This window comes from Vibrio sp. ED004 (genome assembly GCF_023206395.1).
In the GTDB taxonomy this organism is placed as follows: Bacteria; Pseudomonadota; Gammaproteobacteria; order Enterobacterales; family Vibrionaceae; genus Vibrio.
Window position 1 is genome coordinate 1,509,354 of sequence record NZ_CP066150.1, and the last position, 22,162, is coordinate 1,531,515.

Annotated in this window: 17 protein-coding genes and 1 pseudogene; 10 read left to right on the forward strand and 8 right to left on the reverse strand. The window is 45.3% G+C overall.

Translation table 11 applies throughout. The annotated features are described in order from the left end of the window. The first annotated feature begins 15 nt into the window (after positions 1-15). Positions 16-1,758 (forward strand): PTS fructose transporter subunit IIBC, encoded by a 1,743-nt coding sequence (gene fruA, locus ITG10_RS24105; RefSeq protein WP_017632322.1) that lies wholly within the window; start codon positions 16-18, stop codon positions 1,756-1,758. An 83-nt stretch (positions 1,759-1,841) separates the two neighbouring features. Here the strand turns inward: fruA and ITG10_RS24110 are convergent, their stop codons facing one another. From ITG10_RS24110 to ITG10_RS24125, 4 genes and pseudogenes are all read right to left on the reverse strand, one after another. Continuing rightward, positions 1,842-2,876, reverse strand: a complete 1,035-nt coding sequence (locus ITG10_RS24110) for an AraC family transcriptional regulator (protein WP_026084389.1) — start codon at positions 2,874-2,876, stop codon at positions 1,842-1,844. Beyond that, positions 2,873-6,007 (reverse strand): efflux RND transporter permease subunit, encoded by a 3,135-nt coding sequence (locus ITG10_RS24115; protein WP_017632320.1) that lies wholly within the window; start codon positions 6,005-6,007, stop codon positions 2,873-2,875. Before ITG10_RS24115 ends, ITG10_RS24110 begins: the two co-directional genes overlap by 4 nt. Continuing rightward, positions 6,004-7,178: pseudogene (locus ITG10_RS24120) on the reverse strand (efflux RND transporter periplasmic adaptor subunit). The gene ITG10_RS24115 and the pseudogene ITG10_RS24120 overlap by 4 nt, the downstream one beginning before the upstream one ends. Further along, positions 7,168-8,055, reverse strand: a complete 888-nt coding sequence (locus ITG10_RS24125; protein ID WP_017632319.1) for an ABC transporter six-transmembrane domain-containing protein — start codon at positions 8,053-8,055, stop codon at positions 7,168-7,170. Before ITG10_RS24125 ends, ITG10_RS24120 begins: the two are co-directional and overlap by 11 nt. A gap of 180 nt (positions 8,056-8,235) precedes the next feature. On the opposite strand from ITG10_RS24125, the gene ITG10_RS24130 reads away from it, so the two are divergent. From ITG10_RS24130 to ITG10_RS24150, 5 genes are all read left to right on the forward strand, one after another. Next, positions 8,236-8,826, forward strand: coding sequence for a hypothetical protein (locus ITG10_RS24130; protein ID WP_017632318.1), 591 nt, complete (start codon positions 8,236-8,238; stop codon positions 8,824-8,826). Between the two features lie 11 nt (positions 8,827-8,837). Further along, positions 8,838-9,749, forward strand: coding sequence for a sterol desaturase family protein (locus ITG10_RS24135; protein WP_017632317.1), 912 nt, complete (start codon positions 8,838-8,840; stop codon positions 9,747-9,749). Between the two features lie 8 nt (positions 9,750-9,757). After that, complete coding sequence (locus ITG10_RS24140; RefSeq protein ID WP_017632316.1) at positions 9,758-10,432, forward strand: response regulator transcription factor; 675 nt, start codon at positions 9,758-9,760, stop codon at positions 10,430-10,432. After that, on the forward strand, positions 10,429-11,721 hold the full coding sequence (locus ITG10_RS24145) for a HAMP domain-containing sensor histidine kinase (protein ID WP_017632315.1): 1,293 nt from the start codon (positions 10,429-10,431) through the stop codon (positions 11,719-11,721). Before ITG10_RS24140 ends, ITG10_RS24145 begins: the two co-directional genes overlap by 4 nt. 87 nt (positions 11,722-11,808) lie before the next feature. Next, positions 11,809-11,961, forward strand: coding sequence for a hypothetical protein (locus ITG10_RS24150; protein ID WP_009844874.1), 153 nt, complete (start codon positions 11,809-11,811; stop codon positions 11,959-11,961). A 107-nt stretch (positions 11,962-12,068) separates the two neighbouring features. Here the strand turns inward: ITG10_RS24150 and ITG10_RS24155 are convergent, their stop codons facing one another. From ITG10_RS24155 to yghU, 3 genes are all read right to left on the reverse strand, one after another. After that, entirely contained in the window at positions 12,069-12,392 is a 324-nt protein-coding gene (locus tag ITG10_RS24155) for a DOPA 4,5-dioxygenase family protein (RefSeq protein WP_017632314.1), read from the reverse strand. A gap of 208 nt (positions 12,393-12,600) precedes the next feature. After that, positions 12,601-13,827, reverse strand: a complete 1,227-nt coding sequence (locus ITG10_RS24160; protein ID WP_017632313.1) for an NAD(P)/FAD-dependent oxidoreductase — start codon at positions 13,825-13,827, stop codon at positions 12,601-12,603. Positions 13,828-14,025: 198 nt separating this feature from the next. Continuing rightward, positions 14,026-14,883 (reverse strand): glutathione-dependent disulfide-bond oxidoreductase, encoded by an 858-nt coding sequence (gene yghU / locus ITG10_RS24165; protein WP_017632312.1) that lies wholly within the window; start codon positions 14,881-14,883, stop codon positions 14,026-14,028. Positions 14,884-15,169: 286 nt separating this feature from the next. Here yghU and ITG10_RS24170 point away from each other — a divergent pair, with 286 nt between their 5' ends. After that, the gene (locus ITG10_RS24170) at positions 15,170-15,514 is read left to right on the forward strand and encodes a YajD family HNH nuclease (RefSeq protein WP_017632311.1); all 345 of its coding nucleotides are present in this window, start codon (positions 15,170-15,172) and stop codon (positions 15,512-15,514) included. 190 nt (positions 15,515-15,704) lie between these two features. On the opposite strand, the gene ITG10_RS24175 is transcribed toward ITG10_RS24170, so the two are convergent. Continuing rightward, positions 15,705-16,085, reverse strand: a complete 381-nt coding sequence (locus ITG10_RS24175) for a hypothetical protein (protein ID WP_017060877.1) — start codon at positions 16,083-16,085, stop codon at positions 15,705-15,707. Positions 16,086-16,679: 594 nt separating this feature from the next. On the opposite strand from ITG10_RS24175, the gene ITG10_RS24180 reads away from it, so the two are divergent. The 3 genes from ITG10_RS24180 (at position 16,680) to ITG10_RS24190 (ending at position 22,150) form a co-directional block, all read left to right on the forward strand. Further along, positions 16,680-17,918, forward strand: coding sequence for an OFA family MFS transporter (locus tag ITG10_RS24180; protein WP_017632310.1), 1,239 nt, complete (start codon positions 16,680-16,682; stop codon positions 17,916-17,918). 57 nt (positions 17,919-17,975) lie between these two features. Next, entirely contained in the window at positions 17,976-19,640 is a 1,665-nt protein-coding gene (locus ITG10_RS24185; RefSeq protein ID WP_017632309.1) for a VRR-NUC domain-containing protein, read from the forward strand. Between the two features lie 155 nt (positions 19,641-19,795). After that, a complete protein-coding gene (locus ITG10_RS24190) occupies positions 19,796-22,150 on the forward strand; it encodes a fatty acid cis/trans isomerase (RefSeq protein WP_017632308.1) in 2,355 nt (784 codons plus the stop codon). The last annotated feature ends 12 nt before the right edge of the window (positions 22,151-22,162 follow it).

Below are 22,162 nucleotides of genomic sequence, written 5' to 3' on the forward strand. Positions count from 1 at the left end.
GACAAAAGGTTTATTATGAATATTACCATTATCACAGCTTGCCCAAGTGGCGTAGCAAACAGCATCATCGCCGCGGGCTTGTTAGAGCAAGCGACAAAAGCACTGGGTTGGAACGCTGCTATTGAATGTCAATCAAGCGTGCTACCTGAATCTCCAGTATCGCAAGACGCTATCGACAGCAGCGACGTTGTGGTTATCGCAGCTAACACAAACGTTGATAAAGCGCGTTTTGTTGGCAAAAAAGTGTACCAAGCGGCTATCTCTGAATGCACAGCAGATGCAAAAGCATTTCTAGAGAAAGCGGTAGCAGAAGCAACGGTACTAGACGCTTCTCAAGTTGAAGAAACGGTTGCAGTAACTGGTACGTCACCAGCGACAGGCAGCAAAAAGATCGTAGCGATTACCGCTTGCCCAACGGGTGTTGCACACACCTTCATGGCGGCTGAAGCGCTTGAAGCAGAAGGTAAACGCCTAGGTCACCAAATCAAAGTGGAAACTCGCGGCTCTGTAGGTGCGAAAAACCAACTAACAGACCAAGAAATCGCAGACGCTGATCTTGTTATCATCGCAGCAGACATCGATGTTCCACTGGATCGTTTTAACGGCAAAGCGCTGTACAAAACAACAACAAGTCCTGCTTTGAAGAAAACAAAGCAAGAGATGGAAAAAGCGTTCGCAGAAGCTAAACCATACCAACACACAGCTTCTTCAAATTCAGCACCTGCTGACGAGAAGAAAGGCGTGTACAAGCACCTAATGACAGGTGTATCTCACATGCTTCCTGTGGTTGTTGCGGGCGGTTTGATCATCGCACTCTCTTTCGTATTCGGTATCGAAGCGTTTAAAGAAGAAGGCACACTGGCAGCAGCACTGATGACTATCGGTGGTGGTTCTGCATTCGCACTGATGATTCCTGTTCTTGCTGGTTTCATTGCATTCTCGATTGCTGACCGTCCGGGTCTGGCTCCAGGTCTAATCGGCGGTATGCTAGCTAGTTCTACAGGTGCTGGTTTCCTAGGTGGTATCGCGGCGGGTTTCATTGCCGGTTACTCTGCTAAGTTCATTGCCGACAAGGTTCAACTTCCACAATCTATGGAAGCCCTTAAGCCAATCCTGATCATTCCGTTTATCGCGAGTTTGTTCACTGGCTTGGTGATGGTTTACATCGTAGGTGGTCCTGTTTCTGGCGTGATGAGTGCAATGACGACTTTCCTAAACAACATGGGAACGTCTAACGCGATTCTTCTAGGTGTGATACTAGGCGCAATGATGTGTTTCGACCTTGGTGGCCCTGTAAACAAAGCGGCTTACACATTCGGTGTTGGTCTATTAGCTTCGCAAACTTACGCACCAATGGCAGCAATCATGGCAGCAGGTATGGTTCCTGCTCTAGGTATGGGTCTTGCGACTTTCCTAGTGAAAGATAAGTTTGAAGCAGGCGAGCGTGAAGCAGGTAAAGCATCATTCGTTCTTGGCCTATGCTTCATCTCTGAAGGCGCAATCCCATTCGCAGCAAAAGATCCAATGCGTGTTATCCCAGCATGTATGGCAGGTGGCGCACTAACTGGTGCTCTATCAATGATGTTTGGTGCACAACTAATGGCTCCACACGGCGGTCTATTCGTACTACTGATTCCTGGCGCTATCTCTCCAGTACTTATGTACCTAGTGGCGATTGCAGCTGGTACAGCGGTAACAGGTTTTGGTTACGCTGCTCTTAAAAAGATGAGCGATTCTAAAGTGACTGCAGAGGCTTAATCCCACTACTCTGTTTAGATGATAAACAGAGGCTCTTGGTAAACACTTAAAACAAAAGGCTCCTCATATGAGGAGCCTTTTTATTATTCGCTGTCTTGTGTGGTTAAAACCGGCAACTGGAAAGAGAAAGTCACCCCTTCCACATCGTCATCATCTATATGGCGAATCATCTCCACCAAATAGCCGTTCACATCTAACTGTAAACCTTGCTGCTTAACCGCATTAAACAGCGCTTCTAAGGCTGTGCTATAAGCCACATCTGAAACCAGATAAACATCGCTACATAGGTAGTAACCTTCTGGAACGATCTTGTCGTAACGGTCTCTGGCCACTTGCCAATTTCCGATTTCAGCGTCTATATCGTCCCACTTGTTTCTCATCTGCTTTATCGGTGTGGTGCCCATGAGTTGTGTCGATTTCTGACCATACATCTCAAACACGGTATCCCAATCAGGATCGTCCAGTTTAAGCTTCTGCATACCGCGTTCTGGATACCAAACCAGCTCGGTCGGCATTGACTTAACCAATTCTTGTTCCATTGAAGACTGTACCCCCAGATGCGCCAATCTCTGAATGAAATCCGCCGTCTCCTTAGGTGTCGCGTTGTAGCCCATTTCTCGAATATGTTTTGCCGGCACCCCTAATTCACGTTTAAGCGCCTTACCTAAAGACTGTGACGATGAGAAGCCACAATACTGAGCAATTTCAATCACGCTCCACGGCTCATCATTAATCAACAAACCCACGGCGATTTGTAATCGAACGCGACTCAGATACTGCCCCGGTGTTTCATTAAATAGCTCAGTAAACTGACGATGAAAGTGATACGGAGAAATTGCGCTCTCGGTGGCGATCTCTTCCCAAGTACGACGCTCACCCCACTCTTCATGCATCAAAGTAAGCGCATGACTAAAGCGTTTTTGAAGGTGCTCTGGCAAAGATTCAATCAATGCAATCTCAGGCACCAGTTTAAAACCGGGCACCAATTGATAATCAGGTTTGTTCTCTTTCGTCATACGGTCTTTGTTTTCAGGCATAGAAGCTCTTATATCTGTCGACTTGATTGAATTCGATCGCTTGGCTTCACTATCGTCTTTGTCCTTTATAAAATCAATCACAAGCGCTCCAAAGTGAGCTGTGTCTGTACCTGTGGTTCTTGTTCGACCGCTCCATTTTTGATTAGATCTTCAACTTGAGGCGGTTTGCGGCAAAACAAACCAAGCAACACAGGTATCAAAATCAGCGTTACCGCAGTGGCGAACAGTTCACCAAACACCAACGACACCCCCGCAGGCTTTAAGTATTGTGCCTGTTCCGCAGTTTCGCTCAGTAACGGCAACAACCCACACACAGTGGTTATCGTGGTTAAGAAGATCGCTCTCAAACGGCTAGTACCTGCAATCACTAACGCTTGCTGTAATGGCACGCCTTGGCGATATTCAGCATTAAAGCGCGTGATCAGTACCAACGAGCCGTTAATCACGATACCCGTCATGGCCATCATGCCGAACATTGAGAGAATGCTGATTGGCAAATCCATTAAGTAGTGACCAAATATCGCACCTGCGAACCCGAACGGTATTACCGCCATGATAATCATCGGCTGCCAGTAAGACTTCAGAGGCACAGCCAACAAGATGTAGATCATTAGCAAGGTCAGAATCATTGCCGATTTAAAGCCATCCGACACTTCCCCTATCTCTTCAAACTCACCGCCCGCTTTAATGGTTACGCTTGGATATTGCAGGTGCAGAGATTCAATCGTATCATCAAGTTGCTCACGTGTTTTCTCTGGTGATTGTAGGTCGCGATTTTGCTTCCAATACAGGTTTATCACTTGCTCACGATCGCGGCGGTAAACCACTTGCGGCTCTTGCTCGTGACGGAACTCAGCGATATCGCCCATCATCACACTGCCGCCATTCGGCAACATAATTATGGCTTGTTCTAGCTGAGCTAAGGTTCGACGCTCATCTCTTGGGTATTGCAGCAACACCTTGGTCTCTTGTCCATTTTCTAACAAGCGATGCACTTCTCTTTCACCAAACGCTTCTCCGGCGAGTTGAGCTAATGTGGCTTGAGTTAACCCTAGTTGCTGACCATATTGATTCAACACTAAGCGAACTTGCGGTAAACCATCCTGACCATCATCGTAAACATCCGAAACGCCATTTAAGGACGCTAGAGTATCTGCTAGCTGCCCACTGACACGAGAAGCCAGATCACGTTCGTTGGAAGAGATCGTTAAGAATGTGCCGCCAGCAGGCTCCTCTGCTGCACTGAATTTCACCGAGTAAGCGCCTTCGATTTGCCCTGTACTCTCTCGCCATCCCTTCAGCAATAAATTGCCTGGCAAAAAACTTAAAGATTCATTGGTTAGCTCAGCGGTCACTTCAATTTCACCATAGCCATCAGACCACGCGAGCAGGTTTACGACGGGCTTTTCTTGCAAGGGATAATCGTCCATTAAGCCTTTCTCTACCTGCATCATCGCTTGCTCTACTTGCAACAAGGCTTGGCGCTGCAGTGGCAACGGCGCGCCGTCTTCTAACTCAATCACCGCAGTGATGTAACGCCCCGGAATTTCAGGGAACAGCGCACTGCGAATCGCACCATTTGACCACATGCCATAAGCCAGTGAAATAACCGCGACAAACCCAAGCAGGGACGCCACCTTGTAGCCAAGTGCAAACTCCAATACTGGCTTATAGATGTTGAGATTAAACCACTGCAAACCACCTTGAGCGGTATTCTGCATCTTGGCAAAGATACTTGTAGATGGCTTTTTCACTGAAAGCTGAGCCAAGTGCGACGGTAGAATAAATTTGCTTTCAATCAGCGAGAAGATCAAAGCGAATATAACCACTGCCGAAAACCCAGCTAGTACCTTGGCTAGCTCATTGTTAATCCATAGCATTGGAGAAAATGCAGCAATGGTTGTCAGCACACCGAATACAGTTGCCACCGACACGGAATGCACGCCCTGCCAAGCGGCTGTCTTTCCGTTTATATTAGGAGAATTCCGTTTTTCATGTATCGCTTCCCCGACAACAACCGCATCGTCCACCAGCACACCGAGTACCAAGATAAAACCAAACAAGGTGATGTCGTTGATGCTGTAGTTAAACCACTGCATTGCGGCGAGCGTTCCAGTGAGTGCTATCGGAATCCCCATTGCGACCCAAAACGCGAGCCTAATCTCAAGAAATATCCCAAGTAAAATCAGCACTATCAACAAACCTTGCCATGCGTTTTCGCTCAAACGAAACAGTTGTTCTTCAATGTAAGGCGCCATATCAGCCATGGTATTCAGCTCAATATCCGAAGGCAGAATCGCACGTTGCACATCCAGTGTTTCACTGATCGCTTCACTGACTTTAAGCAGATTGTCGGTTTGGCTAGTACTGACCAATAAAGCGATGGCATTGGAATCGTTGTTACGCACAACAGAGCCGCTGTATTGGTAGCCACGGGTTAGCTTGGCGATGTCTCCCAAGTGTATTTTTCCGTTGCTCCCTGAAATCACGACAAGCTGATTCAGTTTCTGCAAATCATCGGCGTAACCGTCACCACGAATCACCATCCGGCCTTTGTCACTGATAAGCTCACCGCTGCGAGATTCAAGCGAACGCTGCTCAACTAAACCTGCAAGATCTTCCAAGCTCAACCCCAGCGCTTTCAGTTGGTCAGGATCAGGCTCGATAACCAACTGGGGCGTTCGAGTTCCCCAGTTTGATACCTTCGATATTTGAGGGTTCTTCTTCAGCGCTTGTTCAAGCTGCTTCGCGATAGGTTGCAGCTCGTCATCGGTTCTTGGACCTGATACCACCACAAACGCTGCTAAATTGGTGAATTCATTGCGCACCACTTGTGGTCTTTCGGCTTGCACAGGAAAGCCGTTGATGGCGTTAACTTGGTTACGAATATCATCCAACAACTTATCTAAGTCTGTGCTGCTGGTTTTACGAACCACAACTCTAGACACGCCAGCACTCGATTGGCTGGTGATCTGTTTGATGCCTGCAATGCCGCTGATCGACTCTTCGATTCGTTGAGTCACGCTCTCATCAATCTGTTGCGCCGTACCGCCAGGATAAGCCACAGTAATACTGATTGATGATGGGGCAATTTGTGGAAACGACTCGACACGCAGTTGCCCAAACGCAAGCACACCACTGATCACAATCGCCATCATCAACAGATTGGCAGCGACTGGGTTATTAATGAACCATTTTGTCATCCAACTCATTGGTTTGATTCCTTAATCTGTTTGGCATCAGATTTACCCGCGAGCATGGCTTCAGAATGGATTCCATTGAATCTAGGCGCGACTTGTTTACCGATTAGCATTGAAGAAAGCGGATATTGCACCACGCGACGAGCCTTATCACTTTGATCGTTGAAGCGAATATCAAGCTCTTGGCTGCCTTGCCCAATAAGCGTTACCGACTCTTTTCGCAAACGATCTTCTGTATCTAACGTCCACACATAGCCATCTCGCGTCATCGCGCTCAGAGGTACGCTTACCACATCATCTTTTAGACCTAAATTAACCACAGCCTGAACCTGCTGATTAGGGAAAAGCCTTGGTTTGTTTTGATAAGGTGCCTCAACCGACAGCACGACTTGCCTTTGACGAGTCACCGAGTCCACTTGCGGTGATACATAGCGCACCTTTGCCGGCCATTGATTCCCAGAACGACTCACGACACGAATGCTCGGCTTAACCAAGGCAGCCTGTATTGTTGCCAATGTAATTCAGAAATTGGAAGCTCGATATCAATCGAATCACTGGCGGCTAACTCAAAGGTCACTTGCCCCGCCTCTACCCACTCTCTTGGGCTAATGTGACGCTTCATGACGACCGCATCAAAAGGCGCAGTAATCACTGACTCTTCGACTAGCTTCTTCGCACTGACATAAGCTTGTTGGTCTTGTTGCAGGTTGGCTTTTGCTGCAAGCACTTGAGGTTCTCTGCGCGCAAAGGACGAACTTGTTTTTGGGTTGAGCATTTTAAGAGCGACCGTTTGTTCATGCTTAGCCTGTTTCAATTCCAGCTCCGCTTGTTTTAACGCACTTAACGCTTGCGCCAAGTTCGCATCAACAGCGCTACTATCTAGCCTCGCCAACACATCGCCCTTATTCACTAAATGTCCCGGTTCGATGCTTTCATTCAGCCATTTTAGTTGCGCACTACTCGAGGCTTTCAGTTGAATTGGCCAACGAGCAGCGGTTAAGCCTAGTACCGTTAACGTCGATTCGTGCTGCGAAGGTGTCACCTCCAATACAGAAACCGGTGCCAATACTGTTTGTTTCTTCACAGGTTCCGCTGCCTCAGGTTCCAATTCGTCGACAACAATCAAGGCAGCAAAGATAGCCGCACAACCGACTAATACCGAAAGTGGCTTTTTAAACTTCATAAGGCATCTCCTTGGTAGCCTGTTGGACAGAGGTATGATTGAGTCGCTGACTGATCTCAGTAAGACGAGAAAGGGTTTGCAGAGTAATTGGCAACATCACTGCGGTTTCAACAAACTCCAATGAATAGGTAACGATTGAGAACACTTGCCCTGCAGTAGGCTGAATTAGCTGGCTCACCATCCACAAATTGCCCACGACTGCGCCAAACAGCACGGTAAAGATCAGCCCGTAAACAATGGCCTCGGTGTCTGAAAGCTTGATTTCACACTGTTTAAGTCGCTCAAAGTGCCAACGAAGCGCAGATAAGCGAACGCCACTCAACAGTTGAACTTGCTGTTCGACTTGATCGTTAAATTGGCCATTGAGCCGCCTGAATGTTCTATGAAACAAACCATAGATGGCCAGCATCGACAGCCCAGCAAACAACATGCAAAGCGCCAATGAGAAGTGAAACGTAGAGAGAATCACCACAGTCGCGACAAGCTGCACCACGGCCGTCATCAAAGCAGGCAAATCGTCTTCTAAGAAATCAACCAGCTCACGCGACATGGTGAGTCGCGCGTCTTTGGTTGATACAGATAAACCACGCAGGTTTCGCTCAACGATACTCGCCAGCTTTACACGAATCGCCCCATAAACACGGGTATCGTAAAAACGACGAACAACACTGATGATCACCAGCACAAAAAGAATCGCGGCTAGCATCACCAAAGGCTGGAAACTTTGGTTTAACACGCCGTCGATGGCGTAACCAATAAACAGCGGCAACAGAATAAGCATCACGTTTTCCGCCAGCACCATTAACCAGGTCGCAGCGACCTTTAATGGATTCAGCCGAATAATCGTCAGCAGAGAGATGGGATGTTTGAATAGCATTATTGAGCCCATAAATGAATATGGCGCCAGTATTACCAATTCAGCTTGGGAAAAAGTGTCCCAAATTGCTGTATTAGAAAATTAGGCGCCAGACTCGATCAACGAGAAACTCGGTTACCTTTTGTTTACCTTAGCTCCTTTACTGTCCTTGATAAGAAAAATGAAAAACAAGGAAAGAGCATGAAATTATTCGCTTCATTACTCACGACTGTCGGTATTACTGGCGCAGTTTGGGGGCTATTACATATTCAGCCCGCGATTGCGGATACATCGACTGAGCAGTCAATAACTGAGTCATCAACGAACAACGCCTCAAAGAAACAATCATCAGAGGTCAAACCACAAGCGACCGCAAGCACGACTTACCTGCGAGGCTTAAGCAAAACCATTCCTTTGGAAGACGTTCCAGAGTTGTGGGTCGATTTCTACCAAAACCTAGAAGCCAATGATGAGGAGATCGCAGAGCAACAAAAAGTCATCGTGATCTATCAAGACATCAGCTCAGACTTCAGCAAGGCTACAGTCACGATTGGTTTCCCGACTCAGCAATCAACATCAAATAAAAACAGCACCTTAATTAAGGTTCCAAGCAAGTCTGAAGGCACTTTGTTACTGAGCCAAGGCGAGCATACTGAGCAGGAGCTAGCGCTGGCTTGGGAAGGTATTGCAGTCTTAAAACAGGTAGATATGGTTATCGAGCACCACCAATTGAATCAGCATGGGTTGCCAGATTCCAGCGAGTTATACGTCTATTATAAGAATGGTCAGTAAAGGATTTAGTTATGGATTTCACTATGGATAGCATTGGGAACTTTCTCTCTCAAACATTCACAGAAACAAGCGTCATCCTGACCGAGACTTGGGTTGATGATAACTTTCTACTGCTTGCTCTGGCTCTGTTTATCTTTGAGCTTATACGCTATGCCTTTAAGAAAAAGCTAAGTTGGAACATGTTGGGTGACAGCGCGACTAACTTAGTCACCTTGTTCTTCTTATTGGTTACCGTTTTCTTTGTCGGATTAGCTTATGTGGGTGCGTTTGTTTACGCCTACGAGAACTTCAGCCTGACTCAACTGCCAATAACCGGTTGGACAATTCTTGGTTGCTTGATCTTGGCCGATCTCGCGTACTACTGGGAGCACAGATTCTTGCACAGCAACGGCTTAGCATGGGGTACACACTCGGTTCATCATAGCTCGCCTTACTTTAATATCTCGGTCGCTTACCGGTTTGGGCCTTTGGATTGGTTCTTCCCATTCTTCTTTCACTTGCCGTTAATTCTGCTCGGCTTTAACCCGTTTGTCGTGCTTATGTGTGAAACCTTTGTGCAGCTATACCAAACGTTATTGCACACGGAAACAGTTAAGCGATTACCTCGTCCTGTTGAAGCCGTGTTCAATACACCTTCACACCACAGAGTGCATCACGCAACCAACAAACAGTACCTTGATAAGAACTACGCTGGGATATTGATCATTTGGGATCGTATGTTCGGTACGTTCGCCAAAGAAGAGGAAGAAGTCAGATACGGTGTGTTCCCTAGAATCAACTCTGTGAACCCATTTAAGGTATATTTCCACGGCTACGTTAAACTGTGCCAGCAGTTATGGCACGCGCCAAATTGGAACTACCGACTACAACTTCTTATCCAGCCGCCTATCTGGGCTTGGAAAAGAGAACGAGAAACAAAGTAAGGACACTTATGAGCATTAACGCCCTGTTGATTGAAGACGACAGTGACTTGGCAGAAGCCATTGCAGACTATATGGAACTCGACGGTTTCGAATTCGATTTTGCTTACAATGGCAGCGCTGGGCTCAATCTTGCGTTAGAGGGGCGTTATGACATCATCTTAACGGACATCAACATGCCCAAAATGGACGGGCTTGATGTCTGCCAATCTCTTCGCCAGCAAGGCGTGACCACTCCAATTCTCATGCTGACGGCAAGAGACACGTTACAAGACAAGATCGCAGGGTTTGAGGTCGGTTCGGATGACTATCTAGTGAAGCCTTTTGCAATGGAAGAACTCAAAGTACGGTTAATGGCACTTGTTCGTCGTGCTCAAGGTTCCGTAACTTCATTGTCCGTGGCAGACCTCAAGTTGGACTTGGATAAGCATCAAGCCATTAGAGACGGCAAGCTATTGAAGCTTTCTCCAGTATGTTGGCGAATGCTCGTGATGTTAGTGCGAAACAGCCCTAACGTGGTGAGCAAAGCTAAGCTTGAAGAGGCATGGGAAGACGAAATGCCAAGCTCTGACAGCGTAAAAGCGCACCTGTTTAAGCTTCGCCAAGTGGTTGATGCGCCCTTTGATTCAAAGCTAATTCACACAGTTCATGGCATTGGTGTTGTCTTACATGAGGAGCAATCATGAAACAGGCAAACATGAATCGAGTCAGTATTAAGCGCGACATTTACCTCTACCTGTTTGGCATTGTCGTGCTATTGACTGCCATCTACAGCTTAATGGTGTCTCAGAGTTATCATATTGGCCTTAATGAGTCGGCAAAATATGGATTCTTGTATGAACTAGAAGTCGCAGAGCAACGTTACATCGAAACCGGGCAACTGCCAGACTATCAAAATCCGACATTCCAAGCCTTTCTAACCTATTCGGAACTGCCCGCTAAATTTCAACAAGCCTTTGATTGGAATACATTTGATAACGACGCTATTTATGAACACTACGAGGCTTCATCTAGCAATGAGTCAGGGCAATACCTCTATGCAGCCAAACATCAGATTTCTGACAAAGACGAAGCCTTGTACATCATTTCTGAGTACGATGAAGCGATCTACCTGAATCTATTCGAACTCAACCCACCAGAATCCGTGAATCAAATAAACAGTGCCTTTATCGCCATCGGTGCTCTTTTACTTTTGGTGTTCTTGATCATTCGCCTTCTGATACACCGAGTCACCAAACCGATTATTACCTTATCCAAATGGTCTGAATCTCTTGATGTGAACAACACTCAAGGACTGACTCAGTTTCGGTATAAAGAGATCGATAAGTTGGCTTCTCAACTGGTTAAAAGCGTACAAGGCGAACGCCAAGCCAATGAGCGTGAGAGCTTCTTCTTAAAAACTGCAAGCCACGAACTAAGAACACCGATTGCCACCATTTCAGCCAGTGGCGATATGTTGGTTCGATTGTCTGAAAGCATTCCGAACAGCGGTCAACGTGCCGTCGCACGAATCCAACGCTCAGCCACCAACATGAAAGCCTTAGTGACGACTCTGCTGTGGATGAGCCGCAATAACGAGATGGAAACCAACTATGAGCAAATCAAGCTCGCTCCCCTACTCGACAGCATTATTGAAAGCCAGCGTTACCTTTTGAAAAACAAAAAAGTCGATATTCAAATCAAGGTTTTTCAAGAAGAACATAACCTTCCTCGAGAGCTCACTGAAGTTGTGCTCACCAATTTAGTTCGAAATGCATTCCAACATGGTGGCAGCGGAGATATCAGGATCACGCTGACAGAACATCAGTTTGAGGTAACCAACCATTTGAAAGACGAAAACATGGTAAACAACTCTGAACAACAAACCTCTTTTGGTATCGGCCTAGAGCTCATTGAACGTGTTTGTCACAACCAAGGTTGGCAGTTTACTCATGAAACCAACAACAATGAGTTCAACGTTAAAGTAATTCTGTAGCGGTTTTCTAGATGCTCAATTGATGGTGACCAAAAGTTTACCTTGTCTTGGTTATGCTAATCGCACAATCTAGTTAGGAGTTATGTTATGGGCACTTGGATTTTAGAAACACTATTGTGGGCTGTGGTAACCGTGGCGGTTTGTGTCGCGATTTGGGGACTTTACTTACCCAATATCTTAATCGCACTAGGTGTGTCGGTAGCGGTATCGCTGTTACTGGGAAATAGCTGGAGAAGCTAGAATTTAAAAAGGAAATCATTCGAAAATTAGTGAGCTTTGATACACCCGACAGCAGCTATGTTTATTAAAAACGTTGATTAGCTAAAAACTGTCGGGCGCGAATTAAATTAGCTACTTAGTGTCTCTTCGAATACACCTAGTTCACGACCAAGCCAAATCGCACGTACTGTGTGGTCTAGCGTCTCTTCACCGCCCGTTACTGGGTGAATCAGCACCGACATATCGCCGCGCTCTTGTTCAAGCCACTCAACAATACCCGACTCTTTGTTAGCAAAGTGAATTTCAAACATCGGCATTTTATGCGGACCAACCAAACGCTGGATTAGCGGAAAAACCTCTAATACATCTTTACGTTCCGATAGAATTTTCTGACGCAGTGTTTCTGCTTGCTCTGCAAAGCGCAGAGGGAAATAGATATGACCGTGGTACATGGCACCATCCTTTAGAATTATGATGTCGCAAGTTTATACCTAAACCGCATTCAATAGCTAAAGCTAAATATTATAAGCCAGCCAAATCAGCACTCTCGATTTTACTCGATATCGCAGTTCTAGACTGTCTTTTGCATAAAACAAAAGCGCCATACATAGCCTTATGTATGGCGCTCATTGACGTATCAACCTGAGGGTAAGCCTCAAGTTAGATCTTTTTACTGTATGGGTTTAGCGCACATTTCAGTCTTTTTAGTACAACCAATGCGCTCACACGTCCCCAACTAAACAACACTCTTTGATGTAAACGGAAAATAGTGTCGTAAAGGTTTCGTACAAATCTACCACGCAAAAGTACTCTGTCATTCATCAACGCGCCGACCGCATAGTCATGCCCAACCGCTACCAACATTCCTCCATCGTGGAACACAAAGGGTTGTAATGCCTTACCTTTCGCTAAATGCTTAAACTGCTGAGCCAAATGACCCGCAGCTTGATTGGCAGCTTGAGCTCTTGGTGGAACAAAAGAACCATCCGGTTGTGGACACTCAGCACTGTCGCCAAGGACAAAAATATCATTGTCATTGGTTGTTCTTAGTGTCTGATCTACCACTAATTGATTGATTCGATTTGTCTCTAAGCCGTCTAGTTCGCTTAGCCAATCCGCACATTTAATACCAGCAGCCCATATTTGCAGATCTGCTGAAATAACCTCATATTCTGAAGTGACTAATTTCGCCTCTTCAGCTCTTTGAATTCGAGTGCCGGTTCTAACGTTAATGCCTTGTTTTATCAAAGCTTCATGAACTCGTTTCGACATGCATTCAGGCCCAACAGGCAACACGCGATCAGCCGCTTCAATCAAAGTAATTTCAAGGCTGCCTTCCTGACGATAGCGCTGTAGCTTGGCGCTCACTTTTGCTAGCTCCGCCGCCAGTTCAACGCCTGTTGCACCTGCGCCAACAATTGAAATTTTGCGCTGACTGCTTGCTCTCAATAGAGGGTTGATCTCCTGCCAAGCTTTTTGTGCTTGCACTGCTGAATCGAGGAATAAACAGTGTTCACTCACGCCTTCTGTTTTAAAGTCATTGCTAATGGCGCCGACTGCAATAACAAGATAGTCGTATTCTAGTTCTTGTGTCGTACCGCTAAAATGATTCAGCTTGATCACTTTATTAGCACGATCTAAGCCGCTCATTGAAGCTTGAACGTAGGTGTACCCATTACAAGATGCATGCTGGAAGTAACTGACAGCATCGAGTTCTTCGTCGAATGTTCCCGCTGCAATTTCGTGTAAGCGCGGTTTCCAGTAGTGGTGTGACGATGGCTCTACAAGTGTCACATCATAACGTTTATCACGACCTAAACGCGTAACCAATTCAAGGCCAGCAGCGCCGCCACCAACCACAACAATCTTCTCTTTCTGTTTCAGCATTCGCTTACCCACCATGCCTAAAGGCAAAATTTTTCTGATGGAGTGCATTATATTTATAACAAAATTGATGATAATCCCAATTAAAATCAAATCACCTTTACTAGTATGTAATAATAAGACTCAGATTGATTCATTGAAGGATCAAAAAAGCGCCACATTCAAAAAGAATATGTGGCGCTTCTATCTATCTAAATAAAACTAAGGCTTTAGTTTCAGCACGTTATCAATGTCTTCTGCAGAATGGCGCTCAGGAAGTTGCTCCCACTCTTCGCCCCATGAACGGTTGATAATACGGCCACGCTGAACGCCTTCACGGGCTTCTAGCAACTTCGCCCAGCGAACTACGTTGGTGTAAGACTCAACTTGCAGGAACTCAGCGGCATCATATAGGTTGCCCAGCACAAGGTTGCCATACCAAGGCCAAATCGCGATATCAGCGATGCTGAACTCTTCTCCCGCAACAAAAGTGCTGTTAGCGAGTTGCTTGTCTAACACATCTAGTTGACGCTTCGCTTCCATTGCGAAGCGGTTAATTGGGTATTCTTGCTTTTCATCCGCATAAGCGTAGAAGTGGCCGAAACCACCGCCTAGGAATGGGGCTGAACCTTGTGCCCAGAACAACCAGTTGATGGTTTGCGCGCGCGCTGCCCCTTCTTTCGGCAAGAAGTGACCAAATTTTTCAGCTAGATGCATCAAGATAGAAGCCGATTCGAATACATTTACATCTTCGTTGCCTGATTTATCAAGCAGAGCTGGGATCTTCGAGTTTGGGTTTACACCAACAAAACCAGAAGAGAATTGGTCTGACTCACCAATATTGATCAAGTACGCATCATATTCAGCTTCTTTAACACCCGCCGCTAACAACTCTTCTAGCATGATAGTGACCTTCTGACCGTTAGGCGTACCAAGAGAATACAGTTGCAAGGCGTGGTCACCAACAGGAAGCTCTTTATCAAATCGAGCGCCAGATTCAGGACTATTAATGTTTGCCCACTTGTTACCACCAGCAGCATCGTTAACCCAAACTTTTGGCGGTGTGTATTGTTGTGACATGATATTTCCTTATTAATATAGGGTCTCACAAACTGATATTAGGTCACATGTCCTTGGTTAAAACCCCTGAATACGATTTATTTTCAAACTGTTAAGCATGGCTTATTCCAGAAAGACATAACCCGTTTTACAAGATGGCTCATGTCAAAGGTAGGCATCTATTCGTGTCCTATTTCTAACCTCATTCAATGTTGGTTAATCTACCGCACCATTTAGCAACGACAGCCCTACCCGTTCCAGAAAGCTGTGATAAAATCGGGGGATTATAATTGATAAGGATTTGGCAATGTCTTCTGATTACACAGGCTCGAGTGCAGCGTACGCTCGCCAAGAGAAAGGCTACCGCGAAAAGGCACTAAAACTGTACCCATGGGTTTGTGGTAAATGTGCACGTGAATTCGTTTACTCGAACTTAAGAGAGCTGACCGTTCACCACGTGGATCACGACCATACGAACAACCCTGAAGACGGCAGTAACTGGGAACTATTGTGCCTGTACTGTCACGATCATGAGCACTCAAAATACACTGACCATGAGCGTTATGGTGTGGACGCAAAAGCACGTTTAGACGATCACCAAACGGCTACGCATAACCCATTTGCTGATCTCGCGAAGATGATGAAGAAATAGAACGCTTTTCATAGAGACTCAAAAACAAGAAACCCCAGTATGTCGCCATACTGGGGTTTCTTTTATCTACCGTCATAACTAAATAACAGAGTTCAGGTAGACAGGATCAAAAAAGCCTTCCGAAGAAGGCTTTTTAAGAATCAAATCAAATCAAATCAAATCAAATCAAATCAAATCAAATCAAATCAAATTATGCTGCCGCTTGTTTGCGAGACTCTTCTACCTGTTTAGCACGCTTTTTTAGCGTCAATTTATCGCGGTATGCAAACCAAACGTAAGACACAACCACTAAGAAGAACAGGTATGACAATGAGAAAATGAACGGTGATTGAATGATATCGTTCGAGATACCCCAGGAAACACCGATAACAGTCACTGCAATTTTCGCAAAAAAGCCACACATCAATAGCACTAATGCCAGCTGTGGGAAACGCGTACTGCGGAATGCAAGCCAGTAGCAACTACCAACAGCTAGAGCCGCAACATAGAAGCCGAATAGGAAAGAGTGAATATGGTCAGCTGCCGCTACACCACCAGAAATTGACATCAATAGAATTAAAAACAGTTTCATAATACTCGCCTCGCAATAGACTGGAAACGCATCCTTTCAAATTTGGAATCTCATTTTGCATGCTATTTTCCTTGTTTTTGAGGAGAACACAAGCCCAAAACATGACCAGTTTGTGTATAAATATTAACCACAAAACCATATTTAACATCGTGTTAACAAGTTGATTTTTGAGAAAGTCCGTTATCACTTGTCCTACATAGAAAAAGTCCCATTTCAATTTATTTTGTTACACAAAATTAACTTTAGAAATTATTTAAAATAATTTGTAACTCTGTGATATCCGCACGTAATACGTGGCTATTAAAAAACCAATACCCAAAAATCCCTGAAATAATAAGGCGACACGCCTAAAAAGAACAAAATAGAAAGGTGTTGAGAACAATTTAAAAACTTACAAAAAACAACCTGTTAACAAAGTGAATTTAATTTACCAAAAATGGAAAAAGAGATTCCAATCACATTTTTATTGGTTATAATCCGCGCTCTTTTGCGGTATCTGTTGATAAACGCAAACTAATTTTGAAGAAACAATGACAATAACCCGTCTTTCGTTGAGTGACTGTTACTAAACAAAAGACAGAACCGAGAATAAAAATGAGCAAGATTGATAAAGCAACACGTATCCTGCTAGCAGGCTTCTGTATCAACCTTTGTCTTGGCATCCTGTATGCTTGGAGTGTATTTAACAAAGCGCTAGTAACTGAAGCTGGTTGGAGTGCTGCTGAAGCATCTTCTCCTTACGCTATTGCAACTATCACATTCTCTGTTTGTCTTCTTGTTGCAGGCATCCTACAAGACCGTATGGGTCCACGTAAGATCCTAATCCTAGGTACGGCTCTAACAGGCATAGGCATGATTGCTTCTGGTTTCGCTACAACACCTATGATGCTGAACATCACGTTCGGTATTATGACAGGTGCTGGTATCGGCTTCGGTTACGCATGTCTTTCTCCATCAGCAATGAAGTGGTTCCACTCTTCTAAGAAAGGTATGGTTAACGGTCTAATCGCAGCGGGCTTCGGTCTTGCAGCTATTTACCTAGCACCAGTAACTTCTGCGCTAATCGACAGCATGGGTATCCAAACAAGCTTTATGATTCTTGGTGTTGGTGTACTTGCAATCGCAGTACCTCTAGCAGCAACAATCAACAACCCACCAGCGGATTACACGCCAGCTGAGCCTAAAGTAAAAGCAGGCCAAGCACCTAAAGCGGTTAAGAAGACTGAAGACCTAACGTGGAAAGTAATGCTGAAGACTCCTCAGTTCTACTCTCTATGGATCATGTACGCATTTGCTGCATCTGTTGGTCTAATGATCATCGGTAACATCACTACAATCGCTAGCGTTCAAGCTAACCTGCCAAACGCAGTTTACCTAGCGTCTATCCTTGCAGTATTCAACTCAGGCGGCCGTGTTGCTGCGGGTATGCTTGCAGATAAAATCGGTGGTGTACGTACTCTACTTCTAGCGTTCATCCTTCAAGGCGCGAACATGGCTCTATTTGCTACGTTCAACTCTGAATTCACGCTAATCATTGGTACAGCAATCGCAGCTGTTGGTTACGGTACGCTTCTAGCAGTATTCCCAACACTAACTGCTGAATTCTACGGCCTGAAAAACTACGGTACTAACTACGGCGTGCTTTACACGGCATGGGGTATCGGTGGCGCTATCGGTGCAGCAGTTGTTGGTTTCTCAATGGCAAATGGCGAAGGTTACGGTCTAGCTTACACAATCTCTGCAGTTATGATGGCAGTGTGTATTGTTCTAGCAATCATCACTAAGCCAATCTCTGAAGCGAAAGTTGCTGAACTAAAAGCATCGCAAGCTTAATCATCAGAAAAGATTGAATTTGTTACTGAAGAGCTTAACCTTAGGGTTAGGCTCTTTTTGTATCAAGCGACTTCTCCATTGACGATAGAAACCACTCCCCAATTCTCGCCTACTTATTATCTCGACAACTTCAATCGATTGGTTGAACACGCGCAAAATCTCTACCCTGATCTTCTGAGTGACGATGAGTGCCGTTGGTTGTCTGAATACAAGCGCCTTTCTGTTTCAAGCCAGTGTTTAATGGTTCGTTTGCTTTCTCGTAAAGGCTGCTGGTTTCGTAGTGACAAGCTCGCTTATGTTGAAATCCCAGATATAGACACTGCATTACAAGAGCTAAACTCATCACGCTTCATTACGTTAAGTCACCCAACGGACAAGCATGACTTAGAAGTCAGTCAGCTCGAACTTGGATTGAACCTGCTCACTAAGCCTGAGTTGCTAAATGTATTCCCATCTCTTAAGAGCAACAAGGCAGCTAAAAAAGATCAACTGTTAGCGTTGCTTGAACCACAAGCTTTTGAACAGTTCCAAAGCCTATCGTTCGATTGCATTTACGTTGTCGAATCTCAGGTGATTGATGTATTGCTGTTGCTGTTTTTTGCCAATACGTACCAAGACCTAAGCCAGTTCGTGTTAAGTGACCTTGGACTCAACACCTTTGAAAACTACCCGTTAAGCAAACAACGTCGGTTCTTCACCGCTAGAGAACAGATCAATCAATTGCTTGAAATGCGTGAAATTCAACACCAGTATTACGAAGGTGATCGTAAAGACCCTGAGTTTATTGAACGTCTTTTACAGGCTATACCCGAAGAATCAGAACACAAAAGTATTGCTAGAAAACGGTCGCGATTGATCAACGACCTGGCACGCGATCTAGAAAGGCTTAACCAAAACGAGCAAGCTGTCTTTTGGTTTAAACAATCGGTGCTTTCTCCAAGCAGAGAGCGACTTGCGCGCATCTATGACAAACAAGACGAGTTAGACTTGATGTGTGACATTGTCACGCAAATACAAGAGAATCCATCGGATGTATCAGAGCTAGAGGTCGCGATTAAGCTTGAACAGAGGTTATTACGCAAGCAGGGCAACAAGGTTCCCCGCCCTTCAAAGCCAAGTTGTACGCAGATAAAACTTGAGTTAGACCTCAGCCAAACCAGAGTTGAGCTTGCGGTAAAGCAGCACTTTGAAAGCCAAGGTTGGGATGTCTATTTCTCTGAGAACAGCTTTCTGTGTGGCTTGTTCGGTTTGGCCTTCTGGGATGTCATTTTCTCTGATGTCGAAGGTGCTTTTATCAATCGTTACCAACATCGACCACTGGACTTGTATCACTCAGACTTCGTAGACAAACGAGTCGAGCAAATTGAAGCTGTGTTCCAAACACTATCCGAGCACGGGCTCAGTCATTTGCTTGATACTTACGATAACAAGCAAGGCATCGCTAATCCTTTTGTTCATTGGAATCATTTCCCTAAAGCACTTATCGAGCACAGCATTGCTTCCATTCCAAACACTCTACTTGTTGATCTCTTCAAGGTGATATTGAGTGACCTAAAGCTATTCCGAACTGGGATGCCAGATTTGATTGCTTTCAAAGGCGATGAATTTCATTGGATTGAAGTCAAAGGATCGGGAGATAAATTGCAAGACAACCAGTGGCGTTGGATCAAAGAGTTTGAACGCTTGTCTGTTCCTTTTTCGGTGTGTTACGTCAATCAATAAGCCTTAGCTAAGCTTTCTGAACCTTGGTTTGATGATGGGGCTGACGCGATAAGTGGCTCAGTTCCATCAATATCTTATCTACAAAATTGTTAGAACATGAGCATTTTCAATCATTTTCGATATAATTAGAGAAAATACCTAATATTTAAATACGTATGAATTTGAAAAAACTCTTCATCTTAGCTTTTGTTAGCGTCTTCTCAGGTTGTGCCGTGTACGCGGGTCTAAACTTTGACGAGCTGTTTGGTGAACAGCAAGTACGCGATCGCCAAGCCCCTATTCTTTCGGCTCAATCACAACACTTCATCAACGAAGTGAAGCCGATCATTGATAACCGATGTGTGGTTTGTCACGCTTGTTATGATGCGCCTTGCCAACTCAAAATGTCTTCAGTTGAAGGTATCGATCGTGGCGCAAGCAAGGCTCTCGTTTATCAAGGTACGCGTTTAACGGCATCTGCCCCTACTCGCCTATTTGAAGATGCATTGACCACTCAAGAGTGGCGTGAAGCCGACTTCCACCCTGTGCTTAACGAGCGTATGCAAAACTCAACCGCTAACCTTGATGCGGGTCTTGTATCTCGAATGCTTATTCAAAAAGAGAACCATCCGCTTCCAGACCAAAAGCAGTTAGAAGGTTTCGACTTCTCGATTGATCGCGACCAACAGTGTCCGACCATCGAAGAGTACGCTCAATACGAAAGAGATTACCCAACTTGGGGCATGCCTTATGGGATGCCTAACCTAGACAAGACCGAGTACGCGACGTTAATGAGTTGGCTGGAAAACGGCGCGTTAATGAATGAACATATTCCGTTGAGCGAAGCCGAGCAAGAGCTGGTTAATGTCTATGAAAAATTCCTGAATAAGAGTTCGAGAAAGAGCCAGCTTTCTGCACGTTACATCTACGAGCACCTATTTCTATCACACGTTTATTTTTCTGATTTAGGGCAGCCAACACGTTTCTTCTCGATCGTTCGTTCTACAACACCTCCGGGCGAAGCAGTACAGCGCATTACCACTCGTCGCCCTTACGACGATCCAAAAGTCTCTCGCGTTTACTACCGATTGATTCCAGAGCAAGGCACCATTGTCGACAAGACACACATGCCTTTCGCGCTCAATAAAGAGCGCCTACAGAATTGGAATACGTGGTTTGTTGATGCAGATTACGTCGTAAATAAGCTGCCTAGCTACGACGTTGATGTTGCTGCTAACCCAATGACTTCGTTTGAAGCCCTGCCTGTTAACTCTCGCTTCAACTTCATGTTGGATAACGCACAGAACACCATCATGGCGTATATTAAAGGGCCAGTTTGTCGTGGTCAGCTTGCGCTCAATGTGATTAATGACCGCTTCTGGGTGTTCTTTATTGACCCTGAGAAAGCTGATGTGCCGGAGATTAACGACTTTTATGCAAGCCAAGAGAAAAACTTGAAGCTTCCAGGTGAGTTGAAAAGTAATACAGTCCCAGCGACCAATTGGGTACGTTACTCTAAGCAACAAGCACGATACCTAAACGCTAAATCAGACTTCACCAACAAATGGTTTGAAAGTGGCGTAAACCTCGATACGGGCATCATTTGGGACGGAAATGGCACCAATCCGAATGCCGCTTTAACGATATTCAGACATTTTGACAGCGCTTCCGTTGTTCAAGGTCTGGTTGGGCCGCAGCCTAAAACGGCGTGGATTCTTGATTACGCCCTACTTGAACGTATTCACTACCTGCTTGTTGCCGGCTTCGATGTATACGGAAACTTCGGCCACCAGCTGATTACGCGTATGTTCATGGACTTCTTACGTCTCGAAGGTGAGAGTAACTTCTTAACTCTTCTTCCTAAAGACGTTCGCCACCTTGAACACTCAAGCTGGTATCAAAACCAAAGTGTACAATTGAGCGATTTCTTGCAGCGCAATATCGCGCCTTTCGATCAGCCAACCAGCGTGGTGTACAAAACGGCCGATCCTAAGCGTGAATTGCTGGATATGATCAAACAGAAGCTAGAGCCAGTTCTGAATAACCGTTTTGATATTGTCGAAACAGGCTTTAGTAAAAAGAATGAAGCGCTACTGAATCAAGTGAGCTTGATTAAGGGAGAAGGCTTACGCCACGTTCCTCAGTTGGTGATGATCATGATTGAAGGCGAGAATGGCGAAGAGCAACTCTTTACCATGATTCACAACAACGCTCACAGCAACATTTCGAGCCTGTTTAATGAGGAAGGTAACCGAGATTACGCCAACGATGACTTAACACTCGTGCGTGGCGTTGTAGGCAGCTACCCAGCGGCTTACCTCTCACTAACCGAAAGCGACATTCCGACTCTGGTTAAAACACTCCAGAACTTGAACACGGAAGAAGACTACGTGGCGTTACTTGATAAGTTTGCTGTACGACGCAGCTCTCCGGAATTCTGGCCGTTCAGTGACCGTGTCCATCGTTGGTATCAACAAGCGCAACCTATCGAGTTCGGCCTGTTGGATTACAACCGCTTTGAGAACCGCTAGTTTTCACACATA